The organism is Methylophilus sp. VKM B-3414 (genome assembly GCF_032248435.1).
GTDB classification, from domain to species: Bacteria; Pseudomonadota; Gammaproteobacteria; order Burkholderiales; family Methylophilaceae; genus Methylophilus; species Methylophilus glucosoxydans.
This window is the reverse complement of the sequence record NZ_JAVTLI010000001.1, coordinates 35,998-49,384: the sequence shown is the minus strand read 5'-3', so window position 1 is coordinate 49,384 and position 13,387 is coordinate 35,998. Positions and strand designations below refer to the sequence as shown.

14 protein-coding genes are annotated in these 13,387 nt (G+C 52.1%); 5 read left to right on the top strand and 9 right to left on the bottom strand.

Translation table 11 applies throughout. From position 1 onward, the window contains the following. Positions 1 to 176: 176 nt before the first annotated feature. The 5 genes from Q9292_RS00185 to Q9292_RS00165 are packed head-to-tail and all read left to right on the top strand — an operon-like array spanning position 177 to position 4,704. Positions 177 to 1,565, top strand: a complete 1,389-nt coding sequence (locus tag Q9292_RS00185) for a sensor histidine kinase (protein WP_228518681.1) — start codon at positions 177 to 179, stop codon at positions 1,563 to 1,565. Beyond that, the gene (locus Q9292_RS00180) at positions 1,552 to 1,905 is read left to right on the top strand and encodes a hypothetical protein (RefSeq protein WP_194747399.1); all 354 of its coding nucleotides are present in this window, start codon (positions 1,552 to 1,554) and stop codon (positions 1,903 to 1,905) included. The genes Q9292_RS00185 and Q9292_RS00180 overlap by 14 nt, the downstream gene beginning before the upstream one ends. 15 nt (positions 1,906 to 1,920) lie before the next feature. Further along, positions 1,921 to 2,553, top strand: coding sequence for a response regulator transcription factor (locus Q9292_RS00175; RefSeq protein WP_194747401.1), 633 nt, complete (start codon positions 1,921 to 1,923; stop codon positions 2,551 to 2,553). A gap of 14 nt (positions 2,554 to 2,567) precedes the next feature. After that, positions 2,568 to 3,314, top strand: coding sequence for an ABC transporter permease (locus tag Q9292_RS00170; RefSeq protein ID WP_194747403.1), 747 nt, complete (start codon positions 2,568 to 2,570; stop codon positions 3,312 to 3,314). Further along, positions 3,307 to 4,704: a DUF4350 domain-containing protein gene (locus Q9292_RS00165; protein ID WP_313983282.1), complete on the top strand. Its 1,398-nt coding sequence runs from the start codon at positions 3,307 to 3,309 to the stop codon at positions 4,702 to 4,704. The genes Q9292_RS00170 and Q9292_RS00165 overlap by 8 nt, the downstream gene beginning before the upstream one ends. A gap of 513 nt (positions 4,705 to 5,217) precedes the next feature. Here Q9292_RS00165 and Q9292_RS00160 read toward each other — a convergent pair. From Q9292_RS00160 to Q9292_RS00120, 9 genes are all read right to left on the bottom strand, one after another. After that, entirely contained in the window at positions 5,218 to 6,177 is a 960-nt protein-coding gene (locus Q9292_RS00160; protein ID WP_228518682.1) for an EpsD family peptidyl-prolyl cis-trans isomerase, read from the bottom strand. A gap of 119 nt (positions 6,178 to 6,296) precedes the next feature. After that, positions 6,297 to 6,983: a CAAX prenyl protease-related protein gene (locus Q9292_RS00155; protein WP_313983275.1), complete on the bottom strand. Its 687-nt coding sequence runs from the start codon at positions 6,981 to 6,983 to the stop codon at positions 6,297 to 6,299. A 49-nt stretch (positions 6,984 to 7,032) separates the two neighbouring features. Beyond that, the gene (locus Q9292_RS00150; RefSeq protein WP_313983273.1) at positions 7,033 to 7,707 is read right to left on the bottom strand and encodes a hypothetical protein; all 675 of its coding nucleotides are present in this window, start codon (positions 7,705 to 7,707) and stop codon (positions 7,033 to 7,035) included. 9 nt (positions 7,708 to 7,716) lie between these two features. Further along, positions 7,717 to 9,348: a putative porin gene (locus Q9292_RS00145; RefSeq protein WP_313983271.1), complete on the bottom strand. Its 1,632-nt coding sequence runs from the start codon at positions 9,346 to 9,348 to the stop codon at positions 7,717 to 7,719. A 93-nt stretch (positions 9,349 to 9,441) separates the two neighbouring features. Then, a complete protein-coding gene (locus tag Q9292_RS00140; RefSeq protein ID WP_313983268.1) occupies positions 9,442 to 10,146 on the bottom strand; it encodes a TonB C-terminal domain-containing protein in 705 nt (234 codons plus the stop codon). A 9-nt stretch (positions 10,147 to 10,155) separates the two neighbouring features. After that, positions 10,156 to 10,560 (bottom strand): ExbD/TolR family protein, encoded by a 405-nt coding sequence (locus Q9292_RS00135; RefSeq protein ID WP_194747416.1) that lies wholly within the window; start codon positions 10,558 to 10,560, stop codon positions 10,156 to 10,158. Between the two features lie 3 nt (positions 10,561 to 10,563). Then, positions 10,564 to 10,974, bottom strand: coding sequence for an ExbD/TolR family protein (locus Q9292_RS00130; protein ID WP_018986307.1), 411 nt, complete (start codon positions 10,972 to 10,974; stop codon positions 10,564 to 10,566). Positions 10,975 to 10,984: 10 nt separating this feature from the next. Then, a complete protein-coding gene (locus tag Q9292_RS00125) occupies positions 10,985 to 12,661 on the bottom strand; it encodes a DUF2341 domain-containing protein (protein ID WP_313983262.1) in 1,677 nt (558 codons plus the stop codon). Between the two features lie 156 nt (positions 12,662 to 12,817). Continuing rightward, positions 12,818 to 13,327, bottom strand: a complete 510-nt coding sequence (locus tag Q9292_RS00120) for a PEP-CTERM sorting domain-containing protein (RefSeq protein WP_313983259.1) — start codon at positions 13,325 to 13,327, stop codon at positions 12,818 to 12,820. Between the last annotated feature and the right edge of the window lie 60 nt (positions 13,328 to 13,387).

Genomic DNA, 13,387 nt, shown 5'->3' with positions numbered 1-13,387 from the left:
TTCCCTATCATCTATTCAAGAATTCATCATCGCATCACACCCCACAACGGGAATCTTTCACTACAGCCAGCTTAGGGATGTGGTCTATAGTGGCGCACATTCACTTGGCGCAAATTGACCGCCAACACCGTCAATAGCAGATGTGCTCTGCGCTGACTGAGTGGATCTTTCAAGTCATGCATTCATATCATTGGTCTATGCCATTCTTTAGGGTATTTCATCAGCTCGGCCATCTCAGTCGGGCCAGTCGTGACACGCTTATCGTGATCGCAGGCGTGGCCGTCACCTTTGTGCTGTCATCCGCATTCGACCTGGCAGAACGTGTGAACGCCTGGCTACTCACCTATGAATATGCGCAACTAGACGAAGTCCCACTGACCCTGTTTGTATTGGTGTTGCTCAGTGTGTGGTTCAGCCAGCGCCGCTGGCGTGAGATTCATGCCGAAATCCAGCGCCGCAAACAGACCGAGGCGCGTCTGAGTAGCAGCCAGCAGCTCTATAAAACCCTGTTTGATGGAGATTTGACCGGGAATGTAGTGCTGGACCTGGAAGGCAACATCGGCATGCACAACCGCGCCTTTGAGCGTATTTGCCGCCCACTGAGCCACAACCGCAATACACGTGAGTTGTTCAGCTTTGACTGGCTGCCATTTATTGTGCAATTGCAACAGCAGCAGGAAATCAATTTCAACAAGCTGCAAATCCGCCGCCCGGATGGCCTGCCGTGTTATGTGAGTGCCCGCTTTGTTTACATGGCTCCCAGCGACAACCAGGCCGCACAAATCCATGGGTATCTGGTAGATATGACCGAGCAATGCCTAGTCGAGCAGGACCTGGAACGTACTCTGAAAGAAAACCGTGTGCTGGCGCGCCATGCCATGCAGGTGCAGGAGCATGAGCGCAAATATATTGCCAGCGAGATTCATGACGAAACCGGGCAATACCTGACAGCGATCCGTATGGATGCACTCACCCTGCAAAAAAGCACGCCGGAGCAGGCGCATGTGATTGCGGTCAGAATCGCCTCCAATACGCAACACGTCCAGCAATCCATCCGCGCCCTGATCAAGCATCTGCGCCCACCCGCGCTGGATTCACTGGGCCTGGTCGGTGCCATCGAGCGACTGGTGAGTGACTGGAAAAAACTCAATCCGCGCGTGGATTGCCATTTGATGCTGGATACCGGCGAGCATGCCTTAAACGAAGATATCAATATCGTGGCGTTTCGCGTGACGCAAGAGGCGCTGACCAATATTGCACGTCACGCCCAGGCCACCGAAGTCTGGATCGATTTGCAGGTGATCCAGCGTCAGGACAAATGGTGGTTGCAGATTGAAGTACGTGACAATGGCAAAGGCATGGATACTTCACTCGCCACCGAAGGCGTCGGCCTGGTCGGCATGCGCGAACGCATCGAATCCCTGCATGGCAGCTTCAAGCTCATGAGTGGCTTGCAAGCAGGCACCTTGATTACCGGCCTATTGCCCTTGCAGGCACACCCGCAGGCTTTGCCTGCCTCTTCCTTACCCACCAACCCGGGAGTCAATGACTATGCAACATCCTAAATGGCAAGGCCTGATCGTACTGCTGTTCCCTTTTTCGCTCGCAGCCAAAGACCTCAACACGCTAGAGCAACCCTTCTTGCAGGCTTATAGCGGAAAATCCCGCCAATTTGTCGAAGAGCAACTGGGCAAACCGGTGAAAAAGGAAGTGGCCGTTAAACCCCATAACGCTGACCAGATCCTGCAGGAAAAAGGTCAAGCGACGGCAGGCGAAGGTGACAGCGTTGAAATGTGGTATTACCAGGGCAAGATTCAATATGCGCCGAATAAATATTTCAATACCGCCGAACTCACATTTGCCAACGACAAATGTGTGAACATCACCTTTGCCAACAAGAAGTAAGGAGTCGTACGCGTCATGGCCAAAGTAATGATCGCAGATGACCACGCCATGCTCAGACAAGGCTTGCGGACCATGTTGGAGCAGGCCAACCACCAGGTCACGCAAGATGCATTGAGCGGCGAAGAAGCCTGCCTGCTGGTGGAAAAAAACCACCCGGACTTGCTAATCCTCGATCTGGACATGCCTGGCATAGGGGGGCTGGAAACGCTTAAACGCATTTTGCACCGCAAGCCGCAGATGCGCGTGTTGATTTTTAGCATGCATGATGACTGCATCTATGCCACGCGAGCGATTCAAGCAGGCGCTCGCGGTTATGTAACCAAAACCGAACCGCCAGAAGTAGTGCTGGAAGCGGTGCAGAAAATCCTCAAGGGCGGCCGCTATATCAATAACGAACTGGCGCAGAGTTTGTCAATGTATCACCTGGAAAGCCAGGAAAACCCGATCCAGAAACTCTCGCCACGCGAGTTTGAGGTGTTCAGACGCATTGCCCAAGGGGAGGCGCTGGCAGCGATTGCCAAGGCCATGCATATTGGCTATAAAACCGTCGCCAACATCCAGACCAGTGTGCGGCAAAAGCTAGGCGTCGAAACCACGGGCCAGCTGGTACATATTGCCGTGCGTTTCGGCATTATCAAGGGCTTGTAAGCGCAGGGTTGCCCATGATACTGATCATTGCCCGTAAAGAATTACGCAGCCTGTTTGCCACACCCATGGGCTGGCTGGTGCTGGCCATCTTTCAGGCCATTGTTGGCACTTATTACAGCCTGAGTTTTAACCAGTATTTCGAGATCATGCAAAGCGCACATTGGCAGGTGCAGCGTATCGGCCTCACCCAGTTTATGGCGGAAGGTGTGTTTGGTGTGGCAGCCGTGCTGATGCTGTTTGTGGTGCCACTGGTGAGCATGAAGCTGATCAGTGAAGAGCGCAAAAACCAGACCATGGCCTTGCTCATGAGCGCGCCACTCAGCATGACTGAACTGATTCTGGGCAAGCTGCTTGGCATCCTCAGCTATTTGAGTCTGTTAATTCTCAGCATGGTGCTGATGATCGCGCTGCTGCTGCCCTGGGCAGAAATTGACCTGCCCTATCTGCTCACGCATGCGTTTGGCTTATGGTTATTGATGCTAGCCAGCAGTGCACTCGGGCTCTATATTTCTTGCCTGACCGCCAACCCTATCCTGGCAGCATTTTGTAGCCTGACCGCGCTGACTTTTTGGCTATTGCTGGACAAGTTTTTCAGCGACGACCACCAGGCCCTGTTTCATGATTTTTCACTGATGCAACATTACCGCCAGTTTGCATTGGGCATTCTCAATAGCTACGACATCCTGTTTTTTGTCTTGTTTGCCGGCTTTTTTGTGCTGCTGGCGATCCGGCGTTTACATGCGGACCGACTGTATGGCTAATACACCCAAAGACACCTCCACCGTCCCTCCTTTCAACCAGCGCCTTGCCCACTGGTGGCAGCATCAACTGGTGGTGCCTGCGCTACTGATTGTGGCACTGGGACTGGGCTGGCTGGCCTGGCAGTTTCATGCCGCGGCAGATACGACACACAATCATCGCAACACCTTATCTGCCGCCAGCCAGCAGGTTCTCCATGACCTGCCGGGGCAAATAGAGATTATCGCCTTTTGCAGCAACAGCCCGTTCAAGGGCCGCTATTTCCGCAAGTCGATTGTGGCGCTGGTGCAGCGCTATCAGCAGCAACACCGCGGCATACATCTGCAATTTATTGATCCGGCCACCGCACCTACGCTGGCCAGAGAGTGGCAGATTAAAAAAGAAGGCGAAATGCTGATCCGCTATGCCGGCCAGCAGCAGCGCCTGTATTTGCCTTACACCGAAGAAGCCTTTACCAATGCCTTACTCAGCCTGCAGCATGGCGAACGCGCCCCGCTGCAATTTCTCGCGGCCCATGCATTGCATGACACCCATGGCACTGGCTTGAGCCAATTGGCACAAGCCCTACAAAATGCAGGCGTTCCCGTCTTGACCGGAGACCTGCCAGCCACGCCAGCGAAAACCCGACCTAGCTTGGTCCTGGCCGGGAGCGACAAACCCTACTCGCCTACACAAATCGCGGCGATTCGCCAACATGTGCAACAAGGCGGCAACCTGGTTTGGCTCACCGCCTCGCCACAGGCACAGGGCTTGCAAGCACTGGCAGAAGACCTGCGCCTGACCATTAGCCCAGGCATAGTCATTGATCCAGTCAATCGCCAGTTTGATATTCCCCTGCATGATTTAAGTACCCAGCGCTATGGCGCCCGCGGACCGACGCAGGAATTTGGCTTGCGCACCTTCTTCAACCAGGCGCACGCGATAGAGCACCAGCGCATCCCGAATGACCCGTGGCAAAGCCTACCTCTGGTGGCAGCAGCAGAACAAGGCTGGGTAAGCGCAAGCTATCAGCCCGCACATCCAGCGCCCTCCGCCATGACCTTTAATGCCACCAAAGATACACCCGGCCCGGCCACGTTGATGCTGGCGCTGGAAAAACCCTTGGCCTCAGGCAACAAACAACGCATTCTGGTCATCGCGAGCCCAGACTTTTTTTCTAACCAGCAAATCCAGCGCGGCGGCAACCTGGCACTCAGCCTGCAAAGCCTGCAATGGGTCGTGAATAACCAGCCTAGCGTCAGCCTACCCGTGACGCCGTTACGCGACACCGTGATTGCATTACCAACGCAGCGTACCTGGCTTATGCTGCTGTTTAACGGGTTTCAGTTTGGGCTGCCATTGGCCTTGCTGCTCGCTGGCGGCTGGGCCTGGCGCAGAAAACAGCGCGCTTGAGGTAAGGTTAAAGGTTAGTGCGTTCAGAGGATTGAGAGGACGATTGATAACCGCAAGATCATCACTTCGCTTAGGCTGATGATTGAGTCTATTTCATACTGCGGACTGTAAATGAGTGCCCTTAAGCGTGCTTGACTTCATAGCCTATCAATTGATTTTGTTTAAATTAATTGTTGATTGCTACGATCAAAATTTACTGCGACTCAGCAATAAACGAATTACCTTTATCAGGATTAAAAATGCATAAGCAGAACACAAAAAAACAAACCACTTCATGGTCCAGCCATAGTGATGCTTAAGTAAATTCGCTTTCTCATTGACTGCTATCCTTTGGCAAATAAATATCTTTGACACCATTGATTTTGCTTTGTATGCCCACCTTCTAATTACACAACTGCAAAAGCGGCATTACGGTTTTTGTCTGCATCTGAAAATCCTCCCATAAAAAAGCCCCGCAAGATGCAGGGCTTTTGTTGATTTGGCAGGTCTGCCATTCCGTTGGCAAGTCGATGCTTACAAGCCGGACAAGCCTTTTTCAATCGCCTGATTATGTGTCGCATCTGTTGGCGATGTAGGTGCAACCGCTGCAGGTTCTGGTTTGGCTGCTGGGACTGCAGGCGCAGTGGTGTCAGCGTTCAAGGTCATTTTAGAGAAGTCGCCATAAAACTCGACCTTGGCCTCTTTGCGCAAACTCGCAACCTCATTCTTGATCAGTGTTTGCTGCCCAGAGTTGACCAGGAACTGCTGGATCACTGGTTTAGCATTGTCAAAATTGACCGGTTGGCGATCGACTTTGGCCAGATACAGCAAAACCAGCGCTTGTGGGCTTTTGACCACCAAGGTATCACCGGCTTTCAATGCGTTAAGCTGCTTGAGCAACTCGAGTGGCAACTGTTCGGCGGCTTTGCGGCTGGCATTCACGTTAAAGACGTATTTATTGTCTTGCAGCCATTTCGCAATTTCCTCAGGCGTCTTGGCAGCATTAATGCCTGCTTCAATTTCGCTGACGTGTTGCGTGCCATCTTTCACGGCAAATTCCTGGATCACATACACATTACGCTCGCTGAATAATTCAGGATGCGTGTCATAAAACTTCTGGATATCCGCTGCAGAAGGGGTGCCCTGTTTAGCAGCCACTTTTTGCATATAGGCTTGCGCCAGCACTTGCTGCTTGGTGGCCTCAAGCACTTGTAACACATTCGGGTCACGGTCAAGCTTTTCGTCCACAGACTTTTGCTTGAGCAATTCCATGTCTACCATTTGCTGCAACACTTTTTCAGACGCGGCTTTTACTTGCGACTGGTCCAGCTTGCCCAGTTTGGACAAAGCAAAATTCAGCTGGTGAACGGTAATTTCGCTGCCATTCACCTTGGCAACCACCTGGGAGCCGCCTTTGCTGGCTTCATCATGTTTGCTGCAACCAGCCATTACCAGCATCAGTGCTGGTACGATCAATGCGATTTTTTTCATCATCACCCTTTAATATTCGCTATTTTTAACTTCTGTTGCGATCACTCGCAACCTGATAACGGTTTTTAATCCGCCGTCTTGAGCAAGACGCGCTGTTCAAGACAAACGCTTACACACTCGGTTCACCAATATTGCCAATGGTCACCAAACACTACCCACGCCCCTAAGAGAGCATTGGTGGTGACATGCGCAATGATTGCGACCCAGAGCACCTGGGAATGACGGTATAACCAGGCATATACCAATCCTGCCAACAGCCCTGCAAACCAGAGTTGATGCTCCACAGCGAATAATACGCTACTTAGCAGGATTGCATAAGTCGTGACTGCGGCAGGTGACACAGTCAGAAAATCGTTCGCATCCAGCCTGCGCATCAGATACGAACGCCAGAACAATTCTTCAATTACAGGCACCACCAATGCAGAACCCGCCCAACGGCAAGCTAACCAGAACAAGTCCGTCCCAGTCTGCATAGGCATCGCCACGATGGCTTGTGTCTCGCTCCCACCCAACCAGACTGGGTAAGGCGCAATCCACAGCAAAAACACCAGCACCCCCGCCAGTAAGGCAAGCCCGATCTGAGCGCGCGCAGGCTTGTCGGTCAACTCGCGATAATCGGCTTTAAAGTAGAACAGGAGCCACAAGGCCAGCAAGCAGCGACACAAATACGCCGCTTGCCCCGCCACCCCCAGCGCAGTGAAGAGATCCACTAACCAAGGCTGCAGGGCCAACAGCAAAATAAAGCCGATAAACGGAAAGATGCGCGCACATTCTGCGCGCGTGAACCAGTGATCAATTAAACGCATCATGCAGGCAAGCCTATCATCAAACCGTCTACCTGCCTATGCTGGAAGCCACTTAAGGCGTTGCAACTTTGTCGACCTTGTTTTCCAGTAACTGGCTGTGCTTTTCTTGAAGGATATTCTCAAGTTCAACCCGCTTTAATTGAAAAAACGGCTCTGAACGCAGCACTTTTTGATAAAAACTGGCATTGTCATACAAATCCACCAACTCATGCCCATACGCATACAAACGGCTATTTTTTTCTTCGCAGCTGGTCAGCTTCTGGTGGTTGTCACTCACTTTGGAAAGCAGTTGTTTGCGTTGCTGCTCGTTGCTCTCTTGCGTCGCATGTGCAAGCTTGAGTTGTTGTTCGGCCGCCTCAAGTTGCTGGTTTTTTTCGGCGAGCTGTGTTTGCAACTGTTTGAGTTGCGCAGATAACGCGTCTTTTTCCTGCAAGAGCTTCTGATTGTCAGACTGCAATTGCTGGTTGCGTTTGAGCTGTCCCTGTAATTTGGCCGAATGCGAGCGCTGTGCAGACTGTGCCTGATCCAAGGCTTGCGACAAGCCCTGTTTTTCTTGCTCAAACTGCGATTGCAGGGCAGATTTTTCAGCCTCCAAATCCTGCTTCATTTTTTGCATGAGGATGGCGGCACGTTTGGCCGATTTGTCCTGCTTTTCTGCAGCAGCCGTTGGCTCTACACAGAGTCCAATCAAGCTCAGGCTCAGCAGGAGTGACGAGATGAGTTTCATACAGTCCCTTTAAAACCGGCCATTAAAGTCAAGAAAGAAGGTGTCCACAGAGAATGGCAAACCAGAAATTTCATCGGCACTGACGTATCTGGAAGATAACCAGGCGTTTTTGCCCAGACCATACTGTCCACCCACAAAAAAGCCCTTGGCATCGGTGCCACCTAAGCGGAAGTTGGAGTCTGTGAACCCATCAATCATGGCGTCACGCTCCAGACGACGATAGCCACCAAACACTTGCCAGTCATGCAGCTTTTTAATCAAAGGATTACCCACCATGAGTGAGAGTTCATAGCCCTCATTTTCTTTTTTATACAAGTTACCAGTGCGGCGCAGTATCTCTTGCTGATCAAAACCGATGTTTTGTACATAAGCCCCATGCAAGATCACATGGACCGGGTCAAACGTGGCCAAATCAACCTCGCCAGTGAAGTTGATCAACTGAAACTTAGAGGCCAATCCACAGAGTCCATTGGGGTCGCTGCACAAAACTCCATTGGTGGTTCCGTCATTAATACTGAATGTGCTATTACCTTTTTGGCGCCACAACGGCACGGTACCAGCATACTTGAGACTGTCATTGACCGGGTTACGCTCGCCCTCTACGTTTTTAAAATCATAGTAGGCCACACCCAATTTAACCTTGGTGTCATTGCTGGCAGTCCACTCGATGCCGCCTTGCGCAGCATAAAGCCATTTGTCTCTGGCTTTGTTCGTATCCGAGGACTCAATCTCTTCGACTGGGAAAGCGCCAACCGTCGAGAATACTCGCCAGTGATTGTTAATCGCTGGGTTAGCTCGTGCCACAAAACCATCAAAGGCCAGATCAGGGTCCCAGAGCAAGTCCGTATTGAATGTCGGGTTACCGGTAAAGAATGGGTTGGCAAAACGCCCGCCAGTCAATGTTAGCCAATCATAGGGCTTGCCTTCAAGAAAAGCGCGATCCAGGCCAAATACAAACTTGCCTTGTGAAAACCCTTCCGTCTGGTTAGGCGTGACTGGTGTTTGCAGCATACCGGTGGTGAAGCGGATGCCGCCGTTCAACCATTCATTGATCTTTAAATTAGCCCCGAATAACGCCCGGATACGCTGGCGATCACGGTCTTCAGTGGTGTTGTTCACAGTTTTCATGTTTTGCACTTCATTGGTTTGCAAAAACACAGGGGCCGTGTTGAACTCATTGAACATATCTTCCTGGTAGCGCAAACGTAATGCACCCGTCCACTCGACGCGATCAATCCACTCTGGAATCCCTAACCGCTCGCCTGCCTTGTAATTGAGTTTTTTCATCACCTCTTGCTCAATCTCAGCACGCATTTCGTTTTTGACATGCTCAGGCACATATTGCACGCGGATCGCTTTCGATTGCGTCGCCGCAGCTGGCGCATCTGGTGCTGTAGATTCGGCGACACTGGCCGCTTCTTCTTGTGCTTTTTGTTTGGCCGCTTGCGCTTGCTTGAGCAAAGCATCCGCTTTTTCTTTAGACAGTACACCCTCTTGTACCAACAACTCGATCAAATTCATGGTGGTGGCTCGCACCTCTTCCAGTGATTCACGCTCACCGGCGAGTACACCCTGGGCTTGTGTGCTAAACAGGCCGGCCACCAGCCATGGAATCATCCAGTTCTTTGCTTTTATCTTCATATCTTTCCCTAGTTACTTTCGCTCTTTAGCAAGAGGCTCTTTACTGCGAGGCTTGCGATCAATAGTGATTAACGCTGTTGTGTGTTCCGTACTTCATGACATGTTTTTCGAGGCCATTCTGACGATGACCTTTCTTGGCATATCCTCTGGCGCAGACTCTTTCAACGGCGGAATCCGGCTCAATACTTTGCGGATCAAGGCATCGGTTTCAGCATCACCACTGGAGTCAATCAACTCCGCATGATCAATGTCGCCCTGGGCATTTAAAAACACCCTGACATCGACCTGATACTTCACTTTGCTCAGTCCACTTTCTGCATCCAGCGCTTTCTTGATTTGCGCATCAACCTTGTTGGTAAACCAGGCAAACGCAGCCATATTCTTTTTGCCGCCAATTTTGGGACCAGTGGTTACGTCGCCCCCCTTGTACTCATTATTCACGGCACCGGACTGGAAGGGACTTGGGCCATCACCCGCAGCGCCTTCCATCTTGAGGTTCTCGGCAGGCGGTGCTTCAACCGGTTTGGGCTCAGGCTCTTTGGGCGCTTCTTTCGGCTGCTCCTTCGGCGTTTCCTTGGGCGGCTCTTTAGGCGGAGGAGGAGGCGGTGGCGGCGGTGTGTCGGGCAGCAATTTCACAGTAGTGATTTGCTTTTTCTGCGTCGGCCCACCCGAAAACAGTTTTTTGATGCCATAAGCGATGCCAGCCAACACGGCCAGCACCAATACAGCAATCAGGATGCGGGTCGCCCAAAGCCGTGCGGGATGTACCGGCGTGTCATTGGAAAGGTTATCTTCCATCGCCATACCCTAGGTCCCAATTTTGCCGGTCACCAGGCCGACATTTTCAATTTGCAAGCGGTTAACCAGATCAATCACGCCAATGACCCCGGCATAAGGCGCTTGCGGCTGGCCTTTGATCATGACGTTGAATTTAGGGTCCATGGCCTTGGCCTGGTTGAGTTGTGTCTCCAGTTCAGCCATGGTCACGCCAACCCCATTGATGGTGAGCGTGCCGCCCTGTTGTACCTGCACGATTTTGATGTCGTGTTTTTCAGTGCTAGGCTTGTTGGAAGGCTTGGGCAGATTCATGGTCAAGCCTTGCACCCCCGCCGTGGTCATCAGGATAAAAATCACCAGCAGCACATAGGCCAGGTCCAGCATGGGCGTAATGTTGATGGTGTCGTAAGGTTGGGCGTCGTTCTGGACTTGCATGGCTTACTCCACCACTTTCTTGGTCACCAGGCCGACTTCGGTAATGTCTAGCCGTTTACAGATTTCCAGCACTTCAGAGACCTTTTCATAATGCGCGGCGGCATCCCCCTTGAGCACCACCGGCAGCTCGGGATTGCTGCTTTTATATTGCGCCAGCCGCTGCTCCAGCTGTGCCATATCCACCGGGAACGCATCAAGGTAGACACTGCCATCACTGGTAACGGTAATCGCGCGCATTTGCGGTTTGGCCAAGGCAGCAGAGTTCACCGTGTGCGGCATGTCGACTTTGACGCCTTGCACGGACGCGGTAGTCATGATGATAAAAATCACCAGCAGCACATACGCCAGATCCAGCATGGGCGTAATGTTGATCTCATCGTAGAGCTGGTTCTCTTCTTTGACGCCTTCTGACATCGCTTATGCCTTATTCCTTACCGTACAGTTCAGCGGTACGGGTAATGAACTCATCGACAAAAATCTGCATGGCGATGGTGATGTTTTTGACGCGGCTGGCCAGATAGTTATAGCCAAACAGGGCAGGAATCGCCACGCCCAGGCCAGCCACCGTGGCCAGCAAGGCGGCTGCAATCCCCGGCGCAATCGCGTTCACGTTAACGTCACCGGCAGCGGCAATGGCAGCAAAGGTGATCATCACACCCACCACAGTCCCCAACAGGCCCAGGAAAGGTCCACCGGAAATCGCAATGGTCAGCAACACCATCATGCTGTTCATGCGCTGGGTTTCACGTACCAGATCGGCATCCACAGCGGCCTTGATCGCATCAATTGAGGCGCCGCCCAAAGCCACTTTGCCATCCACTTCACGTTTTTTTATTTCACGTAAGCCAGCTTTGTACAAGCCAAACAGATTGGAGTGGGTGTAGCTACCGGTTTTGTCCAGTGCCAGCAAGTCAGCAGCATTAGACTGTTGAAAGCGCTTGAGAAACAGGTCATTGTCTTTGTCAGTACGGCTCACCAGGCGTGCTTTGCTCACCATCACCCAGGCGCTGATGGCGAACATCACCGCCAGAATCGCGATCACCACTTTGGCGTCCACGGTCAAGCTGTTGATCAGAATGCCCATGTAGTTGGCTTCGCCGCCTTCTGCTTCTTCCTCCCCGCCCGCGGCAGCCACTTTCACCACGCTGGCATCCGCGCCTTGTGATTGGGCAACCAAGGTCAGCCAGGCGGCACTGCGGGCAGTGTTCGCCAACTGCAACTCATCGACTTCAGCATTCAGGTTTTCGCCCAGCGTGAATGTCGCAGCCGCTTGCGCATCGGTCACTGCTACTTGACCAGCGACTTGGCCATTCAGGTAAACCAAAGCCTGGCCAGCCTGAAACACCAACGCCACATGCTGCCATTGACCGGCCTTTAATTCGCCTGCTTTGGTGGCTGCACCACCGGCCTGCAAGGACAAGGCGCTGCCATCCAGCTGCAGGCTGACATTGCCGCTTTTGAACAACACGGCGGTTTGTGGCAAGCTGGCAGGCTTAAGCCAGACTGACCAGGTGCTGCCATTGGCCAACGCAGGTACGGCAGGCAAAGTCAATGCCAATGGACTGTTATTCAGTACGGCGCTTTCTGCAATCAACCCGGCTTTTTGTACAGTCGCGTTGCCGCTGGCCGTCAGCTGGCTCGGGCCGCTATCCTTGAGCAAGGCATTTTCAGAGAAGGCAAACCGTGCCAGCAAGGCCGGATCATTCAGTGCCTGCGCATCGCTAGCGGCTGTGGCAGACTCATTGCCTGCTGCCAGATTGATAAACAAATCCTTGTTGGCCGAAGATACTTGCGGCAACACCACCCAGGCCACCGCCAATTCGTTGACGGCATCATATTTTTCCAGGGTAAACTTGAGTTCGGTTTTGTCATCTGCCGCAATAAAGCGCAGATCAGCCCCATCCACATTGGCGCCGGTAAAATCAAAATTACCGGAATGCAGACGCACCAGCATCGGCGCCTGGTTGACTGCCTCTTTGATATTGGTAGTGTCTATGCTGATTTTTTGCTGGGTAGCCCAGTCTTTGTTCCATGCAGCCTCGCCGGAAACAGAGAGTGTAAGCCCTAAAATTGCAACCAATAAACCAAGTGTGTTCTTCATAGTTTTGCTGACAAGTGAATTTGAGCAGCAAGTCTAAAGAGTGAATGTTGCAGTCACATTAAGACAGGACTAGTCGGACTAGTTTTTTCTGACACATAGGCAGAGCGCAAAAAAGCCCGGCGAACCGGGCTTTTTTTGCTGCAACTGCAAACAGGGTTATGACTGACGGCGGGTAGCGATCCAGCCAATCACGCCCAAGCCCAGCAGCATCAGGCCAGACTGGGTAGGCTCAGGCACTGCAGCTGCGTAAGTCAGGCTACCAGCACCGGACAAACCCAGTGTGGTGTCATAGGCAAAGTAAGCATCAGAGGCATCGGCACTGCCCGCGATAAAGCTAAAGCCAATCGCCGGGCTGTTCGAATCCACAGACCACTCAATGCCAGTAAATACGCCATCTTGAAACACAGCCGTCGCACTGGATAAAGTCGGCGTGCCCAAGTCAAACAGGCTGCTGCCAAATTTGAAGTTCAAGCTGCTCAGGTTAATTAACTCAGTGCCGCTGGACAGCAGGCCAGCATCATCAAAGCTGAATAAGCCTTGGTAGCTGGTGCCATTGTAATATCCGGAATCCACCAGACCATTAAACTGCAGGGATTGAATAGCGGCTTGCGCAGGCATCACCACTGCCAGCAAGGCCACCAAGGTGAGTTTTTTGATCATATTCATTGCAATATTCCTCTAGTAAAACTTTTAAATAGTAAAAGTATGCATTAGTAAAACTGTGAA

Bases quoted from the DNA above. Each gene is read 5' to 3' on its own strand.
- Q9292_RS00185 (WP_228518681.1), top strand. From the start codon at position 177: ATGCATTCATATCATTGGTCTATGCCATTCTTTAGGGTATTTCATCAG.
- Q9292_RS00180 (WP_194747399.1), top strand. From the start codon at position 1,552: ATGCAACATCCTAAATGGCAAGGCCTGATCGTACTGCTGTTCCCTTTT.
- Q9292_RS00175 (WP_194747401.1), top strand. From the start codon at position 1,921: ATGGCCAAAGTAATGATCGCAGATGACCACGCCATGCTCAGACAAGGC.
- Q9292_RS00170 (WP_194747403.1), top strand. From the start codon at position 2,568: ATGATACTGATCATTGCCCGTAAAGAATTACGCAGCCTGTTTGCCACA.
- Q9292_RS00165 (WP_313983282.1), top strand. From the start codon at position 3,307: ATGGCTAATACACCCAAAGACACCTCCACCGTCCCTCCTTTCAACCAG.
- Q9292_RS00160 (WP_228518682.1), bottom strand. From the start codon at position 6,177: ATGATGAAAAAAATCGCATTGATCGTACCAGCACTGATGCTGGTAATG.
- Q9292_RS00155 (WP_313983275.1), bottom strand. From the start codon at position 6,983: ATGATGCGTTTAATTGATCACTGGTTCACGCGCGCAGAATGTGCGCGC.
- Q9292_RS00150 (WP_313983273.1), bottom strand. From the start codon at position 7,707: ATGAAACTCATCTCGTCACTCCTGCTGAGCCTGAGCTTGATTGGACTC.
- Q9292_RS00145 (WP_313983271.1), bottom strand. From the start codon at position 9,348: ATGAAGATAAAAGCAAAGAACTGGATGATTCCATGGCTGGTGGCCGGC.
- Q9292_RS00140 (WP_313983268.1), bottom strand. From the start codon at position 10,146: ATGGAAGATAACCTTTCCAATGACACGCCGGTACATCCCGCACGGCTT.
- Q9292_RS00135 (WP_194747416.1), bottom strand. From the start codon at position 10,560: ATGCAAGTCCAGAACGACGCCCAACCTTACGACACCATCAACATTACG.
- Q9292_RS00130 (WP_018986307.1), bottom strand. From the start codon at position 10,974: ATGTCAGAAGGCGTCAAAGAAGAGAACCAGCTCTACGATGAGATCAAC.
- Q9292_RS00125 (WP_313983262.1), bottom strand. From the start codon at position 12,661: ATGAAGAACACACTTGGTTTATTGGTTGCAATTTTAGGGCTTACACTC.
- Q9292_RS00120 (WP_313983259.1), bottom strand. From the start codon at position 13,327: ATGAATATGATCAAAAAACTCACCTTGGTGGCCTTGCTGGCAGTGGTG.